Source organism: Cereibacter ovatus (assembly GCF_900207575.1).
GTDB classification, from domain to species: domain Bacteria; phylum Pseudomonadota; class Alphaproteobacteria; order Rhodobacterales; family Rhodobacteraceae; genus Cereibacter_A; species Cereibacter_A ovatus.
The window spans coordinates 155014-171434 of record NZ_OAOQ01000001.1; the positions used below are offsets into that span (position 1 = coordinate 155014).

Below are 16421 nucleotides of genomic sequence, written 5' to 3' on the forward strand. Positions count from 1 at the left end.
CGTCGCATTGACAGGTGACAGAGGCAGGGTATGACATGATCTTCGTACTGGCTCCTTCCACCATCCTGAACCGCTGGACGCTCAAGGCGCCGCGACTTCCGAAACTGATGCTGGCCGAGGCCGGGCGGCCTTGGCCCCGGCGGCTTGTGCTGTCCAGCGCCTTCTGGCGGATGACGGCCGAGTCGCCCATTCTGCGCAACGCGGCCGTGGTGGCGCCGATCCCGGTCGCGATCATGGGGGCGCCCGATCTGGTGACCGCATCGCTGGCGCTGTCACCGATCCTGTTGTTTCTGATGCTTTTTGCCGAAGGCAACGTGGTTCCTGTCCGGGCCCGCGCCGGAGAGGCGGACAATGCCGACCGCGTGTTGGATCTGCTGCGGCTGCGCGGGCGTCTGGCCTTGACCCGGATCGCGGCGGGGCGGGGGATCCTTCAGGGGCGGCTGACACTGGTGGTCGAACAGTCGACGCTTGCCCGGCTGCCGCCGATCACGCTGGTTTCGGTGAAAAGTGCCGCCGACAACAACGTGATTGACCTGACCCGCGACGAACAGAAGGTGCTGCGCGACGGCCTGTTCGGCGAAGGGCTGGATGAGGGCGCGTTGAAGCGGGTGAACCTGCTTCAGAAAACCCCGGTGCGCGAAATCACGTTGGATGTGGCCAGTATCTCGGCCCATGCGCGTCTGGCCGGAATGGCGCGCGGAACGGCCAATTAAGGCGCATCCCCTGCCATGAAAAAACCGCCCGGAGATTGGTCCGGGCGGTTTTTTCATGCCGTTCAGTGGGCAAGGCTGATGACCCTGCCAAACGGCGGCGCCGAGGCGCTGTCTTGCGGGATCGCCCAGATCACCGGCACCTTCGGCGCCGGGCCGCAGGGGCCGTCAAGGTCGGTCAGCATCACGATCACCGAAGGGTCAAGCTCCATCGCTTGGGCGATCACCGGGCCGAAGTCGGTGCCACCGCCACGGGCAAAGCCGATCCGCTGGATTTCGGATTCCCAGGCCATGCCCTGCATTTTCGTGTGGCCGGTCACCACGGTGTCAAAGGCCAGCACATGCACCTCGGCGCCGGTGCGGCGGCCGATGCCTGCGACCTGTGCCGCAAACAGCGCCAGCCGCGCATCGTCGATCGAGGTCGAGGTATCTACGGCAATCGCCACCCGGGCGCGGCTGCGGTCGGGGCGGCGGGCGGGTTGAAACGCCGGCTGATAGCGCCGCTCGTGTCTGGCCGCACTGTCGGCGGCCAGCCAGCGTTTGGCCGGGATGCCCCAGTCGGGCCGCGGCACCTGCGCCACCGCCTTCGAGATCATCCGGCGCAGCATGTGTTCCCAGCGTGGCAGCCCGACCTGCGGCAGATCCAGCAGCTTGTGCGACAGCGTGCCGATCCCGCGCCCGGCCGAGCGTCCAGCCTCCATCGCGCGGGTGATGCGTTCCTGCCAGTCGGCGTCAGGCGTTTCGGCCTCGTCGCCATCGACGGGGCCGGGGGCGGGTTCCAGATCGGCGCCGAAGCCCTTCTGCCGGGCAAAGTCGCGCGCCGCGGTGGCGGGATCGGGGCGGGCGTTGCGGTTGTCGCCCTTGCCATGGCCTTTGCCATGCGATTCGCCGGTGCCCTTGCCGGACCGGGCCGCATCGGTCATCAGACGGATATAGAGACCCTCGGCGTCCCAATGGCTTGTCCGGGTTTCTTCGGGCAGCGCCGCCTTCAGCAGTTCGGGCAGCAGGACGGCAGGCCGCGGGATGCAGTGGTCCGCCTCGACCAGCGTCTGGTTCAGGATCGCATCGCAGGCGATGTTGAACAGTTCGTCGTCATAGCGGTCGCCAAAGCGGCCATGCATCGCCTGTGCCCGCGCGGCATGGCGCAGCGCCAGATGCAGCACCTGATGCGCGGCAAGGCCGGCCTGTTCATGCGGGGCCAGCGATTCGAAGCGGGGGCCGTAGAAGATCGACCGGCCGTCGGTCCAAGCGGTGGCATCCTTGTCGTCGCTGTCGCGATGCGCGCACCACAGCGCCAGCGCCCCCAGCGCCGGATCGTCTTCGGACAGGCGGCGCAGCGCGGCGCCGGCCCGGCGCGAGTGCCGGCTTTTCATTCCAGCCCCATCGCCTTGCGTTCCCTGGCATAGGCGGCATAGGCGGGATGGCTGATGAAGTCCTGTGCAAGGCCCTGTTCCAGCCCGCGCCGGATCGCCATTTCAAACCCATGGGTGCAAAGCTCGGCCAGCGGCATCTTTTCATAGGCGCAGTCGGTGCGGTGACGATCAAGCGTGCGGATACCTGCCATCACATCGATCACCGGCACTGCCGTCTGCGGCCCCAGCGCACCCACCAGCCCATAGATCAGCGCATGAAGCCCATGCATCGAATCGGGATACAGGTTGATCCGTTCATGCGGGGCGGCGGTCAGCAGGCGCTCGACCGAGACCGAGGTCTCGATATCGTCGGCCACCAGCATGAACTCGGCCGAGATCGCCTCGCCCACGGTGCCCGCGACCATCACCCGTCGCAAGGCGCGGTCGGGGACGGCCCGCATGATCCGGCTGACCCGTTCCCAGCTTCGCGGTGTGGTCGCGATCATCAGGCCGCGGTCCAGTGCCTCGGATGTGGTTTCCAGCAGGTCGGGGCGCATCCGGATGAAGGCCAGAACCGCCGGATGAATCCCGGCCGGAATCGCATAGTTTTCCAGCCAGTCCGATGCGGTCGCGCGGACGTGCAGGTGGATCAGGCGGTCGGACAGCGCGCTGCCCATCTCATAGGCCACGGCGCCGTCCTCGATCATGTTGCCGGCGGCGACAAGGAACACGGTGTCGGGCAGATGGTGGGGGCCGACGCGGCGTTCCAGCAGCAGGCCATAGACGGCCGGGTGCAGATGCGGCGGGGCGGCGGTCAGCTCGTCCAGAAACAGCAGCGAGGGGTGCGCGGGATCGTCGGGCAGATCCTCGGGGCGATACCACAGCGTCTTCTTCGTCTCGTGGTCGTAATAGGGCAGGCCACGCAGATCCTGACTTTCGATGGTGGTCAGCCGCAGATCGTAAAGCCGGGCATCCTGTTCGGCGGCAAGCTGGCGGACGATTTCGGTCTTGCCGACGCCGGGCCGGCCATGCAGCATCCACGATGCCGTCAGTGCGCCTGCGCGCTGCGCCGCCCATCCCGCGCGCAGAACCCGCATCGCATGCCCGGCAGAAACGTCCATGGTATTGACGGTCATTCCTGTTCCTTTCACCTAGACACACCAGACCCGCATCGGACCGTTCGATCCGGCCTGTGGGGGGCTTTGGCCGGGGAGGCGAACGGGCCCCCAGTCATGCAGATCGTCAAGATCATGATAGGGTCCGAAGTTTCCAAGTCATGCGCGCTTTTGCCGCATTGACAAGTAAATTGTTTGAGGATGGCCGGTTGTGCGAAATTTGGCGGGATCAAAGGCCCTTCCGCGCGCCCAGATGCTGGCGCAGCATCCCCTTGGCAGGGCGCGGTGTCGCGCTGACCTGAAGATCAGCTAGGCCGATCAGGGGGTATTTCAATTGGTTCAGGTGCCGGCGTGCAGCGGCGTTCCCCTTTGGCGGTTCCTGTCGGGCGCGGCCTTCATTGCGCGTCTTGCGGTCTCGGTGACCTGGCTGGGCGGGCAGCCCGAGGTGGCGGCCGGCGCGACCGTTGTGATCCGCTTTCCGCCGGTGGATCCGGTCTGACGCCGCCGCGATCCCGGCCTTTGTGCGGGCCTTGCCTCGACCCTTCCATGATCGCCCGACGGGCGCTGCGCAATCCGGTCCAGTCGACGAAAGCCTGTCTGAACCGTGGCAGGATCGGTGCCGCGCTGACGTCGCGTGATCCCGTCATCCATGCGAAAGGGCGCCCGAAGGCGCCCTTTCCTGTCCCTCACCGCCTTGATCAGCAGCTGTAGTACATCTGGTATTCGACCGGGTGGGGCGTGTGCTCGTAGGCGTAGACCTCTTCCCACTTCAGCGCGATGTAGCCATCAAGCTGGTCGCGGGTGAACACGTCGCCCGCCAGCAGGAAGTCGTGATCCTTTTCAAGCTCTTCCAGCGCCTCGCGCAGCGAGCCACAGACGGTCGGGATCGCGGCCAGTTCTTCCGGCGGCAGGTCGTAAAGATCCTTGTCCGAAGCCGGGCCCGGGTCGATCTTGTTCTTGATGCCGTCAAGGCCGGCCATCAGCAGCGCCGCGAAAGCGAGATAGGGGTTCGCCGAGGGATCGGGGAAACGGGCTTCGACGCGCTTGGCTTTCGGCGATTCGGTCCACGGAATACGGACGCAGCCACTGCGGTTGCGGGCCGAATAGGCGCGCAGAACCGGAGCCTCGAAGCCCGGGATCAGGCGCTTGTAGCTGTTGGTCGCCGGGTTCGTCAGCGCGTTCAGCGCCTTGGCGTGCTTCAGGATGCCGCCGATGAACCACAGGGCTTCCTGCGACAGGTCGGCATATTTGTCGCCGGCAAAGAGCGGCTTGCCGTCTTTCCAGATCGACATGTTGACGTGCATGCCGCTGCCGTTGTCGCCCTTCATGGGCTTCGGCATGAAGGTCACGGTCTTGCCATAGGCGGCCGCGACGTTGTGGATGACATACTTGTATTTCAGGATGTTGTCGGCCTGCTCGGTCAGGCCGCCGAAGATCAGGCCCAGTTCGTGCTGGCAGGTCGCCACTTCGTGGTGGTGCTTGTCGACCTTCATGCCCATGCGCTTCATGGTCGAGAGCATCTCGCCGCGCAGATCCTGGGCTTCGTCGATCGGGTTCACCGGGAAGTAGCCGCCCTTGTGGCCGGCGCGGTGGGCAAGGTTGCCCATCTCGTATTCCGAGTCGGTGTTCCAGGCCGCCGCATCGGCGTCGATCTGGTAGGCCACCTTCGCCGGCGTCACCGAATAGCGCACGTCGTCGAAGATGAAGAATTCGGCTTCCGGCCCGAAATAGGCGGTGTCACCGATGCCCGATGCCTTCAGATAGGCTTCGGCCTTCAGCGCGGTGCCGCGCGGGTCGCGCGAGTAGGGCTCGCCCGTGTCGGGTTCGACGACGTTGCAATGCACGCACATCGTCTTTTCGGCATAGAACGGGTCGATATAGACCGAGCCTGCGTCCGGGATCAGCTTCATGTCCGACTGGTCGATCGACTTCCAGCCCGCGATGGACGAGCCGTCGAACATGAAGCCTTCCTCGAAGAAGTCCTCGTCGACGAGATCGGCCACCAGCGTCACATGCTGAAGTTTGCCGCGCGGGTCGGTAAAGCGGATGTCGACATATTCGACCTCCTCGTCTTTCATCAGTTTGAGAGCATCAGCTACTTTGCTCATAGTTTTCCCTTTGCTGAAGGATCGCTGTCGGATGGGGTCGGTTCTGCCCGTCCGGCCCCGGTCTTGATTTCGGGGGTCAGATCGCGTCTTCGCCGGTTTCGCCGGTGCGGATGCGGATGGCCTGCTCGACGGGGCTGACGAAGATCTTGCCGTCGCCGATCTTGTCGGTGCGCGCGGCGGCGATGATCGCCTCGACCGCGGTTTCGACCATGTCATCGGGAAGGACGACCTCGATCTTCACCTTCGGCAGAAAATCCACCACATATTCAGCACCACGATACAGTTCTGTATGGCCCTTCTGGCGGCCGAAGCCCTTGACTTCCGTCACCGAAAGCCCCTGCACGCCCGCGGCCTGAAGCGCCTCTTTCACTTCGTCGAGCTTGAACGGCTTGATGATCGCTTCGACCTTTTTCATGGCCCGACTCCCCCTCTTGCCCTTGTCCGAGAGCCACTGACCACTTCTCGCAGGCGGGGACAATTGCGTAGGATCGGTGGACAGGCAGGCGCTGCGGGATTCTGGCGGGGCCGATGAAAGTTGCATCAAGACGCCCAAGGAATAAGCGCAAAATGAACGCAAACGACGGTGAACCGGTGCGGAGTGTCACATCTGCCCAAATGCGCGCCACCGCGGCGCGGGCGATGGCCGAAGGACGGGCGGCGGCACCTTGCCCCCCATGGAATGCCATCAAAGCGTCGGATGGACCCGCCGGGTCGGCGGTTGGCGTCCGCGTCGGTCCTGCGCCGTGACCCTGCATCAGATCGGTCCGCCCGACCCCGCCCGCCTGTCCAAGCACGAGGGGCAGCACAAATACGATCACGGCCATGCGCTGATCCTGTGCGGCCCGCCGGGCCATGGCGGTGCGGCGCGGCTGGCTGCGCGGGCCGCGCTGCGGGTGGGGGCGGGGTTGGTGACGCTGGCCTGCCCGGCGGCCGCCATCCCCGAGAATGCCGCCCGGCTGGATGCCGTGATGCTGCGCGCGGTCGATGGTGGCGCGGATCTGGCGCAAATGCTGACCGACAGGCGCCTGAACGCGCTGTGCCTTGGGCCGGGGCTGGGACTGGGGCCGGTGCAGGCCCATCTTGTGGCGGTGGCATTGGCCGCGGGGCGGGCGGTGGTGGTGGATGCCGACGCGCTGACGCTGATTGCGCGCAGCCCGGATCTGGCTGCGGGGCTGCATCCCGGCTGCATCCTGACCCCGCACACGGCCGAGTTCGCGCGGCTGTTCCCCGATCTGGCCGGCGCGGTGGGGCTTGCCGCCCGCGCCGATGCCTGCCGGATTGCAGCCGGACGTGCCCGCGCGACCGTGCTGTTGAAAGGGGCGGAAACGATCGTGGCGGGGCCGGACGGATCGGTGGCCGTTCATCGCGCAACCGGGGCGCGGGCGGCGCCGTGGCTGGCCACCGCGGGGGCAGGGGATGTGCTGGCCGGGCTGATCGCGGGGCTGTTGGCGCGCGGGTTCGCGCCCGCCGAGGCAGCCGGCACCGCCGTCTGGCTGCATGTCGAGGCCGCGCGCGTCACAGGCCCCGGCCTGATCGCGGAAGACCTTTCCGAAGCCTTGCCGGCGGTCTTGCGTGCGCTGTTGCGTCAGGCCGAGACGGACAGCGGTTCGGGCGTGGTGACCGGCTGAAGATCGCCGGCGTAAATCGTGGCGGGTTCGTCGAAGGCCAGCACCACCAGACGCGCCTCGGCCCGCAGCACGATGCGGTTCAGTCGCCCGTCCGCGATCCGGCCCGCCGCAACCACCCCCAATGCTGCGCCATGCAGCAGATCGGCGCGCGCACCCTGCACCAGAACCGGCTGATCGGCCGGCATCAGCATCGGATCAAGGGGGCGGCCATGGCCAAGGGTGCCGGGGGCCACGCGCAGCATCGCGGCGTGACGATGAATCTCTGGCCGGCACGCCACCAGCCGCAGCGCGCCCTGCCGGGCGATCAGCCGGTCTCCCGGGCAAAGGTGTTCAACCGGCAGGACGCCGTCCAGCGTCATCACCGGCGTTCCCACGGCCAGCCGCACAAGGTGCAGCGTCGGCCGGGCGGCATCCGTGGCGACGGTCATGCGTCGGTCCCCTCTGCGGCTGCGGTGTCCGGCGACGGATCGCATCCGGGTGCAGCATTTCCATGGCAAAGGCGCGGAAGTTCGTGGCGAAGGCAAGGCAGCGGCGCCACGCTTTTCCTCTCGCATCGCGGGCGGCGCTTTGCTAGAACGGCGCGGATTTTCGGGTCGGCCCACGGGTGCGGCGCGAAGGCGGGTGTGGCGAAACTGGTAGACGCAGCAGGTTTAGGTCCTGCCGCCGAAAGGCGTGGGGGTTCGAGTCCCTTCACCCGCACCAGAGGAACAAGAAGGACGTAAGAAGATGCAGGTCACCGAGACCCTGAACGAAGGTCTGAAACGCGCGTACACCATCACGGTGACCGCTGCCGAACTGGAAGCGAAAGTCCAGGAGAAGCTGGTCGAGGCGCAGCCCGACATCGAGATGAAGGGCTTCCGCAAGGGCAAGGTGCCGATGGCCATGCTGAAAAAGCAGTTCGGCACCCGGCTTCTGGGCGATGCGATGCAGGATGCCATCGATGGCGCGATGCGCGAGCATCTGGAAACCTCGGGTGACCGTCCGGCGATGCAGCCGGAAGTGCGCATGGTCGATGGCGAGACCTGGAAGGAAGGGTCTGATGTCGTTGTCGAGATGAGCTATGAAGCCCTGCCCGAGATTCCGGAAATCGACTCTTCGGTGATTTCTCTGGAACGTCTGGTGGTGAAGGCCGACGAAGCCGCGGTGGAAGAAGCCCTGAAGAACCTTGCGGAATCGGCGCAGAATTTCGAAGACCGCCGCAAGGGCTCGAAGGCGAAGGACGGCGATCAGGTCGTGATCGACTTCAAGGGTTCGGTCGATGGCGAACTGTTCGAAGGCGGCTCGGCCGAGGATTATCCGCTGGTTCTGGGCTCTGGCTCGTTCATTCCGGGGTTCGAGGAACAGCTGGTCGGCGCCAAGGTCGATGAGGAAGTGACCGTGAAGGTCAGCTTCCCGGCCGAATACGGCGCCAAGCATCTGGCCGGCAAGGATGCCGAATTCGCCTGCACCGTGAAGGCGGTCAAGGCGCCGAAGCCCGCCGAGGTCGACGACGAGCTGGCGAAGAAATACGGTGCCGAGGATCTGGCCGCGCTGAAGGCGCAGATCGCCGAGCGTCTTGAGGCTGAATACAAGGGCGCTTCGCGCGCGATCCTGAAGCGCGCGCTGCTGGACCGGCTGGATGAGATGGTCAGCTTCGACCTGCCGTCGAAACTGGTCGAGGCCGAAGCGCATCAGATCGCCCACCAGCTTTGGCACGATGAGCACCCGGAAGAGCATGGCCACAACCATGGCCATATCGAAGCCACCGACGAGCATAACACGCTGGCCGAGCGCCGCGTGCGTCTGGGCCTTCTGCTGGCCGAGATTGGCCGCAAGGCCGAAGTGGCGGTGACCGACGCCGAGATGACCCAGGCGGTTCTGGCGCAGGCCCGGCAGTATCCGGGGCAAGAGCGCGCCTATTTCGAGTTCGTTCAGAAGAACCCGCAAGTGCAGCAGCAGCTGCGCGCCCCGATCTTTGAAGAAAAGGTTGTGGATCTGATCCTGGCCGGCGCCACCGTGACCGAGAAAGAGATCAGCAAGGACGATCTTCAGAAGGCGATCGAGGCCCTCGACGAGATGTGAGCCGTGTCGGTCGCACCTCGATTGGTGTGACCGCACCGCGTCTTGACCTTTCGATCCTTCCCCCTGTGGCTCATTCCGGGTTTTGGGGCACAACTGCCGCAGCTGCCGAGAGATATCTCGGCAGCCGTTTGATTTTATGGGCCTATTCATCGGCGCATCGCATGCGGATGGCGGGAGTTTTGTCCCGCCGCAACACTGACCAGAATAACCGCCGCGGGATCTCTGCGCCGTCCCAGACGGCCGATATTCCGTCCGCTGTCCGGGGCCTTCCTGAACGCAGATCACGATCGAAGGTCGCAGGGTCAAGACGCCCCAGCAACCAAGCCGTGCCGAAGTCTACCCCGCGGCGTCCGCCGATTTCACCCTGAATACCTGTCACGGCCGCTTTGGGGGCTGCGGATTTCACGATCCCAGGGTTCAAGGGAAAAACGCCGCGAGCGTTGCGGTGCTGACAACCGGGCTGGCCGCCGACACCCTGTCAAGCGACGATAGATCCCCCGCGGACGCTTTCGACCACGAAGATGATCGCCTTGGCCGGGATGACGGCCGCACAATGGAATGCGGCCATCAGCTTGACCATCCTGTCGAACGAGCCCGTCCGGAAAGAATATGACCGCCTGCGCTTCGCCGGTGGCGCCCTCGAAGGCCCGGTGTGCAGGGCATGTGGCGCGCGATATCCCGAGCGACCCGACGGGGTCATCTTCAACCGCACACATGAAAAACCGGAGGCGGGCGGCAACCGTCGCAAGGCGAAGCCGTCGGGTTTTCGGATCATCCATCGGCCCCGCAACGGCAAGGCCGGCGCCGGCGTCTCGGTCTTTCTGGATCGCCCGGCGCAGAAGCAGGCAACGCGACAATGGCCGCATCGTCAACGGCGACGCCATCACCACGCTGCGCCGCATCCTGGCCGACCCGGACATCGGGAAGCGGATCGGCGTCAGTCATCTCTACAGCCGGATCTTCTGGCCGAAAAAGACCCTGCCGGCCTTCGCGCGCGCGAAACTGAAGAGGGCGGACGCCTCCGGCCGCTACAGCCACATGCGGATCGCCCAGAATGGCGTGACGATTTCGGTCAACCGGGAAAGCCGCCTCGACTGACCTGCCACGGGATTTTTTCTCCATCTGCGATTAGAGTCTGGCCCATGGAGAGGACGGACGATGAAGAAGGCACGACTGACGGAAGAGCAGATTATCGGCATCCTGCAGGAGCATGAGGCAGGCGCGAAGTGTGCTGACCTCTGCCGCAAGCACGGGATGTCGGAAGGCACGTTCTATGCTTGGAAGGCGAAGTATTCCGGGATGACGGTGTCCGAGGCCAAGCGGCTGAAGGCACTGGAGGACGAGAACGCCAAGCTGAAGAAGCTCTTGGCCGAGCAGATGCTCGACATGGCAGCGATGAAGGAACTGCTGTCAAAAAATGGTAACGCCCGCCGTGAAGCGCGAGGCTGTCGCACATCTGAAGGCCCATCTCGGGCTGTCGGAACGGCGGGCGTGTCAGATTGCGGGCGCAGATCGCAAGATGGTCCGCTATCAGTCGCAGCGTGCGCCGGACACGGGGCGCTGCGCGGGCGGTTGCGTGATCTGGCCAACGAGAGGCGCAGGTTCGGCTACCGACGGCTGTTCGTCCTGCTCAGGCGAGAGGGCGAGGTGTCGGGGATCAACCGCATCTACCGGCTTTCCCGCGAAGAAGGGTTAACGGTGCGTAAACGCAAAGCGCGCCGCAAGGCCATCGGCACAAGGGCCCCGATCCTGATCCAGGCGCGGGCCAATGCGCGCAGGGCGCTGGATTTCGTCCATGACCCGTTCGCTTGCGGGCGGTGCTTCCGGGTGCGGCACGTGGTCGATGACGTCACGCGCGAATGCATCGCCGCCATCACGGACACGTCGATCTCTGGCCGCCGCGTGGCGCGGAAGCTGACCGCGCTGATCGAACGCCGCGGCAAGCCGGGGATGATCGTCAGCGACAACGGGACGGAACTGACCTCGAACGCGATCCTGAAGTGGTGCGCCGAGCACAAGGTCGAATGGCACTACATCGCCCCCGGAAAGCCGATGCGAGACACGGCTTTGTCGAAAGCTTCAACGGCAGGATGCGGGACGAGTTCTTGAACGAGACGCTGTTCCGCAACCTCGCCCATGCCCGCGATCTGATCGCGGCCTGGGTCACCGACTACAACACCGAACGGCCCCACTGGGCCCTCGGCGACCAGACGCCTGCAGGCTTCGCCCTGCACCTGACCACCACAATCGCCCGTCCCGCTGCACGCGACGAGGGTTCCGCGCGCCGGGCGATTGCTCAATCCGCGCCAAAGGGCGTAAATCAGCTACCGGCTCCGGTCGCGATTGGATGAAAGACCGGTGGCAGGTCACGCCATCCGCTTGACGCAGCACGCCCATGATCTGGGCTTCGGTGAAACGGCTCTTCTTCATCGGAATCTCCTCGTCCATCCTGCCGAGAAAATTCTACGTCCGCATCCCTCTAACCTCGGGGAGGATGACCCCTGTATTTGGCGAACGAGGGCGGCAGAAATGACAAGACCTGCCGGATCTGAACCGGCAGGTCTTGCAGTCTGTCACTCGGGTCGCAGGTTCAGTGGCCCGAGGCCGCCTTCAGCGCCAGCATGTCAGAGACCATCTTCTCTGCCATGTCCTTGTCTTCCGGCAGGGCCACAGCGGCAAGCTCTCGCGCTTCGGCGATCAGCTCGTCCACCACGGTTCCGGTCAGTTCCTCGATCGGGACCGCCTTCTCGGCCAGAACCGACACCGACGCGCCGTTGATCTCGGCGAAGCCGCCGGTCACGGCAAAGGCTTGCATGCCATTGGCGGCATGCGCCCGCAGGATGCCGGGGCGAAGCGTGGTGATGGTGGGGGCATGCCCCTCCATCGCCGTCAGATCGCCCTCGGTCCCCGGGATCTGCACCTCTGTCGCGGGGAAGGAGGCAAGCCTCCGCTCCGGCGCGACGAGGTCGAATTGCAGCGTTCCCGCCATGTTACCCCCTTAAGCCGCTTGCGCCGCGAGACGCTGCGCCTTGGCGATCACTTCCTCGATGTCGCCGACCATGTAGAAGGCGGCTTCCGGCAGGTGGTCGTATTCACCCGCGACCACGGCCTTGAACGAGGCAATGGTCTTTTCAAGCGGAACCTGCACACCGTCCGAGCCGGTGAACACCTTCGCCACGTCGAAGGGCTGCGACAGGAAACGCTGGATCTTCCGCGCGCGGGCCACCGTCAGCTTGTCCTCTTCCGACAGTTCGTCCATCCCGAGGATGGCGATGATGTCCTGAAGCGACTTGTAACGCTGAAGAATGCCCTGAACCGCGCGGGCGGTCTCGTAGTGTTCCTGCCCCACCACCTGCGGGTCAAGGATCCGCGAGGTCGAGTCGAGCGGGTCGACCGCCGGATAGATGCCGAGTTCCGAGATCGCACGCGACAACACGGTGGTGGCGTCGAGGTGGGCGAACGAGGTGGCCGGCGCCGGGTCGGTCAGGTCGTCGGCCGGAACGTAGATCGCCTGCACCGAAGTGATCGAGCCGGCCTTGGTCGAGGTGATGCGTTCCTGCAGCGCGCCCATGTCGGTCGCCAGCGTCGGCTGGTAGCCCACGGCCGAAGGAATACGGCCGAGAAGCGCCGACACTTCCGAACCCGCCTGAGTGAAGCGGAAGATGTTGTCGACGAAGAACAGCACGTCGGTGCCGGACTGGTCGCGGAACTGCTCGGCCAGCGTCAGGCCGGTCAGCGCCACGCGGGCACGCGCCCCCGGAGGCTCGTTCATCTGGCCATAGACAAGGGCCACTTTCGAGTCCTGAAGGTTATCGATCTTGATAACGCCGGATTCGATCATCTCGTGGTAAAGGTCGTTGCCTTCACGGGTCCGTTCACCCACGCCGGCGAACACCGAATAGCCCGAGTGCACCTTGGCGATGTTGTTGATCAGTTCCATGATCAGAACGGTCTTGCCCACGCCGGCGCCGCCGAACAGGCCGATCTTGCCGCCCTTCGAATAGGGGGCCAGAAGGTCGATGACCTTGATGCCGGTCACGAGGATTTCGGACGAGGTGGATTGTTCGGCGAAGGTGGGCGCCGGCTGGTGGATGGCGCGGGTCGAGGTCGCCGCGACCGGGCCCTTTTCGTCCACCGGCTCGCCGATGACGTTCAGAATGCGGCCGAGGGTGGCGTCACCCACCGGCACCGAGATCGGCGCGCCAAGGTCTTTCACCGGGGCGCCGCGAACGAGGCCCTCGGTCGCGTCCATGGCGATGGTCCGCACGGTGTTCTCGCCAAGGTGCTGGGCCACTTCCAGCACCAGACGCTTGCCGTTGTTCTCGGTTTCAAGCGCGTTCAGAATGGCCGGCAGGCCGGCGTCGAACTGCACGTCCACGACGGCGCCGATGACCTGCGTCACCTTGCCTTGGGATGCTGTTGCCATGTCGTTTCTCCGTCGGATCAGAGCGCCTCGGCGCCCGAGATGATTTCAATGAGCTCTTTGGTGATGGCGGCCTGACGCGACCGGTTATACTGAATCGTCAACCGGTTGATCATGTCGCCCGCGTTGCGCGTGGCGTTGTCCATCGCCGACATCCGGGCACCTTGCTCGGACGCACCATTTTCCAGCAGCGCCGTGAAGACCTGCGTGGCCACCCCGCGCGGCAGAAGGTCGGCAAGGATGCCTTCCTCGGACGGCTCGTATTCGTAGAAGGACGAGGCCGGCGCCTCGGCCTTTTCGAACACGGCAGGGATCACCTGCTGGGCGGTCGGCACCTGCGCGATGACCGACTGGAAGCGGGCGAAGAAGATCGTCGCCACATCGAACTCGGCCTTCTCGAAACGGTCGAGAATGTCGCGCGCGATGCCCTGCGCCACCGGATAGCCCATGCGCTTGACCTCGGAGAGGTCGACATGGCCGATGAAGTGCTGGCCGAGGTCGCGGCGAAGCTGCTCGCGGCCCTTCTTGCCGACGGTGAGGATCTTCACCGTCTTGCCTTCCGACAGCAGCTTCAGCGCATGTGCCCGGGCCAGCCGGACGATCGACGAGTTGAAGCCGCCGCACAGGCCGCGTTCGGCGGTCATCACCACCAGAAGCTGCACCTTGTCGCTGCCGGTCCCCGACAGGAGACGCGGCGCGCTGTCAGACGAGCCGACGGAGCCCGCGAGCGCCGTCATGACGGCGGTCATCCGCTCGGCATAGGGACGGGCGGCCTCGGCAGCCTCCTGGGCGCGGCGGAGCTTGGCCGCCGCGACCATCTGCATGGCCTTGGTGATCTTCCGCGTGTTCTTGACGCTTCCGATCCTGTTCTTCAGGTCCTTGAGGCTGGGCATCCGTTATCTCCCTGCCGCGCCCTCAGGCGAAGTCTTTGGCGTAGGCGTTCAGTGCGGCGCGGATCTTGTCTTCCAGCTCACCCTTGACCTTGCGGTCGTTGTTGGTGATGTCGGCCAGAAGATCCTTGGCGTTGGTGCGCAGGTGCTTCAGCAGCCCTTGCTCCCACCGGCCCACGTCCTTCACCGGAACCTTGTCCAGATAGCCCTTGGTGCCGGCGAAGATCACGCAGACGATCTCGGCGTTGGTCAGGGGCGCGTATTGCGGCTGCTTCATCAGTTCCGTCAGACGGGCGCCGCGGTTCAGAAGCTGCTGGGTCGAGGCGTCGAGGTCCGAGCCAAACTGCGCGAAGGCCGCCATTTCGCGATACTGCGCCAGTTCCAGTTTCACCGGGCCGGCCACCGACTTCATGGCGTCGGTTTGCGCCGACGAACCCACGCGCGACACCGACAGACCGGTGTTCACGGCCGGGCGGATGCCCTGATAGAACAGTTCGGTTTCCAGGAAGATCTGGCCGTCGGTGATCGAGATCACGTTGGTCGGGATGAAGGCCGACACGTCGCCGCCCTGGGTTTCGATGATCGGCAGCGCGGTCAGCGAGCCCGAGCCGTGTTCCTTGTTCAGCTTGGCCGAACGTTCCAGAAGGCGCGAGTGCAGGTAGAACACGTCGCCCGGATAGGCTTCACGCCCCGGCGGACGGCGCAGCAGCAGCGACATCTGACGATAGGCCACGGCCTGTTTCGACAGGTCATCATAGATGATCAGCGCATGGCGGCCGTTGTCGCGGAAATATTCCGCCATGGCGGTCGCCGAATAGGGGGCAAGGAACTGCATCGGCGCAGGGTCCGATGCGGTGGCGGCCACGACGATCGTGTAGTCGATGGCGCCGGTTTCTTCCAGTTTCTTCACCAGCTGCGCTACGGTCGAACGCTTTTGCCCGATGGCGACATAGATGCAGTAAAGCTTCTTCGACTCGTCCGAACCGGCGGCTTCGTTATAGCTTTTCTGGTTCAGGATCGCGTCGAGCGCGATGGCGGTCTTGCCGGTCTGACGGTCACCGATGATCAGTTCGCGCTGGCCGCGGCCGATCGGGATCATGGCGTCGACCGACTTGAGGCCGGTGGCCATCGGTTCGTGAACCGACTGGCGCGGGATGATGCCGGGGGCCTTCACGTCGGCCACACGACGCTCGGTCGCGGCGATCGGGCCCTTGCCGTCGATCGGGTTGCCAAGGCCGTCGACCACGCGGCCGAGCAGCGCATTACCCGCCGGCACGTCCACGATGGACTTGGTGCGCTTGACGGTATCGCCTTCCTTGATCGAGCGGTCGTCGCCGAAGATCACGACGCCGACGTTGTCGACTTCAAGGTTCAGCGCCATGCCGCGGATGCCGCCGGGGAATTCCACCATCTCGCCGGCCTGAACGTTGTCAAGGCCGTGAACGCGGGCAATCCCGTCGCCCACCGAGAGAACGCGCCCCACTTCGGCGACTTCGGCAGCGGCGCCGAAGTTCTTGATCTGCTCCTTGAGGATCGCAGAGATCTCAGCAGCTTGGATACCCATTTATCCGACCTCTTTCATTGCATTCTGGAGTGCTGCGAGCCGTGCCTTGACCGACGTGTCGATCATGGAGGAGCCCAGCTTGACGACAAGACCACCGATGAGGCTTTCATCGACGGTGGTTTTCAGTTTCACGTCCTTGCCCGCGCGGGCCTTCAGCGTGGCGGCCAGACGGGCCGTCTGCTCGGCCGACAGCGGCGCGGCGGCGGTGACTTCGGCCGTGATCTCGCCCTTTTCGGCGGCGATGCGGGCGCGGATGTCGGCGACCAGTTGCGGCAGCGTGAACAGGCGGCGGTTCGCCGCCATCAGCGCCAGCAGGTTCACCGTCAGCGGCGAAAGACCCATCTTCGGGCCAAGCGACAGAATGGCCTTTTGCTGATCGTCGCGGCTGTAGACCGGCGAGGTCGCAAGCTCGCGCAGGTCGGCGCTGTCGGCATAGGCGGCGGCCAGCGCCTCAACGTCGTTTTCCAGCGCGGGAAGGGCACCTTCGTCCTTCGCCAGTTCGAAGATGGCGGCGGCGTAGCGCGCGGCAATGCCAGAGGAAATCGAAGCCGGTTCGGACACGTCAACCCT

At 65.1% G+C, this 16421-nt stretch carries 17 protein-coding genes and 1 tRNA gene; 8 read left to right on the forward strand and 10 right to left on the reverse strand.

Going from position 1 to position 16421, the window contains the following annotated elements; translation table 11 throughout:
• The first annotated feature begins 35 nt into the window (after positions 1–35).
• Positions 36–713 carry a hypothetical protein gene (locus CRO07_RS00685; RefSeq protein ID WP_097028766.1) on the forward strand — a complete coding sequence of 226 codons (678 nt, stop codon included), beginning with the start codon at positions 36–38 and terminating at the stop codon, positions 711–713.
• Positions 714–775: 62 nt separating this feature from the next.
• On the opposite strand, the gene CRO07_RS00690 is transcribed toward CRO07_RS00685, so the two are convergent.
• Both CRO07_RS00690 and CRO07_RS00695 read right to left on the reverse strand, forming a co-directional pair.
• Positions 776–2083: a vWA domain-containing protein gene (locus CRO07_RS00690; RefSeq protein WP_097028767.1), complete on the reverse strand. Its 1308-nt coding sequence runs from the start codon at positions 2081–2083 to the stop codon at positions 776–778.
• Positions 2080–3198 carry an ATP-binding protein gene (locus CRO07_RS00695; protein WP_097028768.1) on the reverse strand — a complete coding sequence of 373 codons (1119 nt, stop codon included), beginning with the start codon at positions 3196–3198 and terminating at the stop codon, positions 2080–2082. The genes CRO07_RS00690 and CRO07_RS00695 overlap by 4 nt, the downstream gene beginning before the upstream one ends.
• Positions 3199–3511: 313 nt before the next feature.
• Here CRO07_RS00695 and CRO07_RS18585 point away from each other — a divergent pair, with 313 nt between their 5' ends.
• Positions 3512–3676, forward strand: a complete 165-nt coding sequence (locus CRO07_RS18585; protein WP_176504454.1) for a hypothetical protein — start codon at positions 3512–3514, stop codon at positions 3674–3676.
• 199 nt (positions 3677–3875) lie between these two features.
• On the opposite strand, the gene glnA is transcribed toward CRO07_RS18585, so the two are convergent.
• Together glnA and CRO07_RS00705 are read right to left on the reverse strand one after the other, a co-directional pair.
• On the reverse strand, positions 3876–5285 hold the full coding sequence (gene glnA, locus CRO07_RS00700; protein WP_097028769.1) for a type I glutamate--ammonia ligase: 1410 nt from the start codon (positions 5283–5285) through the stop codon (positions 3876–3878).
• 76 nt (positions 5286–5361) lie between these two features.
• Complete coding sequence (locus CRO07_RS00705) at positions 5362–5700, reverse strand: P-II family nitrogen regulator (protein WP_097028770.1); 339 nt, start codon at positions 5698–5700, stop codon at positions 5362–5364.
• A 328-nt stretch (positions 5701–6028) separates the two neighbouring features.
• Between CRO07_RS00705 and CRO07_RS00710 the strand changes: the two genes are divergently transcribed.
• On the forward strand, positions 6029–6913 hold the full coding sequence (locus CRO07_RS00710; protein ID WP_097029029.1) for an NAD(P)H-hydrate dehydratase: 885 nt from the start codon (positions 6029–6031) through the stop codon (positions 6911–6913).
• Here the strand turns inward: CRO07_RS00710 and CRO07_RS00715 are convergent.
• Positions 6871–7341, reverse strand: a complete 471-nt coding sequence (locus CRO07_RS00715) for a Hint domain-containing protein (RefSeq protein ID WP_097028771.1) — start codon at positions 7339–7341, stop codon at positions 6871–6873. The two genes, CRO07_RS00710 and CRO07_RS00715, sit on opposite strands and share 43 nt — an antisense overlap.
• A gap of 189 nt (positions 7342–7530) precedes the next feature.
• On the opposite strand from CRO07_RS00715, the gene CRO07_RS00720 reads away from it, so the two are divergent.
• The 5 genes from CRO07_RS00720 to CRO07_RS19005 all read left to right on the forward strand — a co-directional run bounded on the left by CRO07_RS00720 (position 7531) and on the right by CRO07_RS19005 (position 11325).
• Positions 7531–7615, forward strand: a tRNA-Leu gene (locus CRO07_RS00720).
• 24 nt (positions 7616–7639) lie between these two features.
• Entirely contained in the window at positions 7640–8974 is a 1335-nt protein-coding gene (tig, locus tag CRO07_RS00725; protein ID WP_097028772.1) for a trigger factor, read from the forward strand.
• A gap of 609 nt (positions 8975–9583) precedes the next feature.
• Positions 9584–10072, forward strand: a complete 489-nt coding sequence (locus CRO07_RS00730; protein ID WP_141400032.1) for a hypothetical protein — start codon at positions 9584–9586, stop codon at positions 10070–10072.
• 60 nt (positions 10073–10132) lie between these two features.
• Positions 10133–11083 (forward strand): IS3 family transposase, encoded by a 951-nt coding sequence (locus tag CRO07_RS00735; protein WP_235840895.1) that lies wholly within the window; start codon positions 10133–10135, stop codon positions 11081–11083.
• On the forward strand, positions 11065–11325 hold the full coding sequence (locus CRO07_RS19005; protein ID WP_235840896.1) for an integrase core domain-containing protein: 261 nt from the start codon (positions 11065–11067) through the stop codon (positions 11323–11325). Before CRO07_RS00735 ends, CRO07_RS19005 begins: the two co-directional genes overlap by 19 nt.
• Before the next feature lie 239 nt (positions 11326–11564).
• Here the strand turns inward: CRO07_RS19005 and CRO07_RS00740 are convergent, their stop codons facing one another.
• Genes CRO07_RS00740 through CRO07_RS00760 form a run of 5 tightly spaced genes read right to left on the reverse strand, consistent with a single transcriptional unit; the run spans position 11565 to position 16412 of the window.
• Positions 11565–11963, reverse strand: coding sequence for a F0F1 ATP synthase subunit epsilon (locus CRO07_RS00740; protein WP_097028774.1), 399 nt, complete (start codon positions 11961–11963; stop codon positions 11565–11567).
• Positions 11964–11972: 9 nt separating this feature from the next.
• Positions 11973–13400 carry a F0F1 ATP synthase subunit beta gene (gene atpD / locus CRO07_RS00745; protein ID WP_097028775.1) on the reverse strand — a complete coding sequence of 476 codons (1428 nt, stop codon included), beginning with the start codon at positions 13398–13400 and terminating at the stop codon, positions 11973–11975.
• 17 nt (positions 13401–13417) lie between these two features.
• Positions 13418–14290, reverse strand: a complete 873-nt coding sequence (locus CRO07_RS00750) for a F0F1 ATP synthase subunit gamma (RefSeq protein WP_097028776.1) — start codon at positions 14288–14290, stop codon at positions 13418–13420.
• Between the two features lie 22 nt (positions 14291–14312).
• Entirely contained in the window at positions 14313–15851 is a 1539-nt protein-coding gene (gene atpA / locus CRO07_RS00755; RefSeq protein WP_097028777.1) for a F0F1 ATP synthase subunit alpha, read from the reverse strand.
• Positions 15852–16412 (reverse strand): F0F1 ATP synthase subunit delta, encoded by a 561-nt coding sequence (locus CRO07_RS00760; RefSeq protein WP_097029030.1) that lies wholly within the window; start codon positions 16410–16412, stop codon positions 15852–15854.
• Between the last annotated feature and the right edge of the window lie 9 nt (positions 16413–16421).

Coding starts and splice junctions, on each gene's coding strand:
- CRO07_RS00685 (WP_097028766.1), top strand. CDS start 36: ATGATCTTCGTACTGGCTCCTTCCACCATCCTGAACCGCTGGACGCTC.
- CRO07_RS00690 (WP_097028767.1), bottom strand. CDS start 2,083: ATGAAAAGCCGGCACTCGCGCCGGGCCGGCGCCGCGCTGCGCCGCCTG.
- CRO07_RS00695 (WP_097028768.1), bottom strand. CDS start 3,198: ATGACCGTCAATACCATGGACGTTTCTGCCGGGCATGCGATGCGGGTT.
- glnA (WP_097028769.1), bottom strand. CDS start 5,285: ATGAGCAAAGTAGCTGATGCTCTCAAACTGATGAAAGACGAGGAGGTC.
- CRO07_RS00705 (WP_097028770.1), bottom strand. CDS start 5,700: ATGAAAAAGGTCGAAGCGATCATCAAGCCGTTCAAGCTCGACGAAGTG.
- CRO07_RS00715 (WP_097028771.1), bottom strand. CDS start 7,341: ATGACCGTCGCCACGGATGCCGCCCGGCCGACGCTGCACCTTGTGCGG.
- tig (WP_097028772.1), top strand. CDS start 7,640: ATGCAGGTCACCGAGACCCTGAACGAAGGTCTGAAACGCGCGTACACC.
- CRO07_RS00730 (WP_141400032.1), top strand. CDS start 9,584: ATGACCGCCTGCGCTTCGCCGGTGGCGCCCTCGAAGGCCCGGTGTGCA.
- CRO07_RS00735 (WP_235840895.1), top strand. CDS start 10,133: ATGAAGAAGGCACGACTGACGGAAGAGCAGATTATCGGCATCCTGCAG.
- CRO07_RS19005 (WP_235840896.1), top strand. CDS start 11,065: ATGCGGGACGAGTTCTTGAACGAGACGCTGTTCCGCAACCTCGCCCAT.
- CRO07_RS00740 (WP_097028774.1), bottom strand. CDS start 11,963: ATGGCGGGAACGCTGCAATTCGACCTCGTCGCGCCGGAGCGGAGGCTT.
- atpD (WP_097028775.1), bottom strand. CDS start 13,400: ATGGCAACAGCATCCCAAGGCAAGGTGACGCAGGTCATCGGCGCCGTC.
- CRO07_RS00750 (WP_097028776.1), bottom strand. CDS start 14,290: ATGCCCAGCCTCAAGGACCTGAAGAACAGGATCGGAAGCGTCAAGAAC.
- atpA (WP_097028777.1), bottom strand. CDS start 15,851: ATGGGTATCCAAGCTGCTGAGATCTCTGCGATCCTCAAGGAGCAGATC.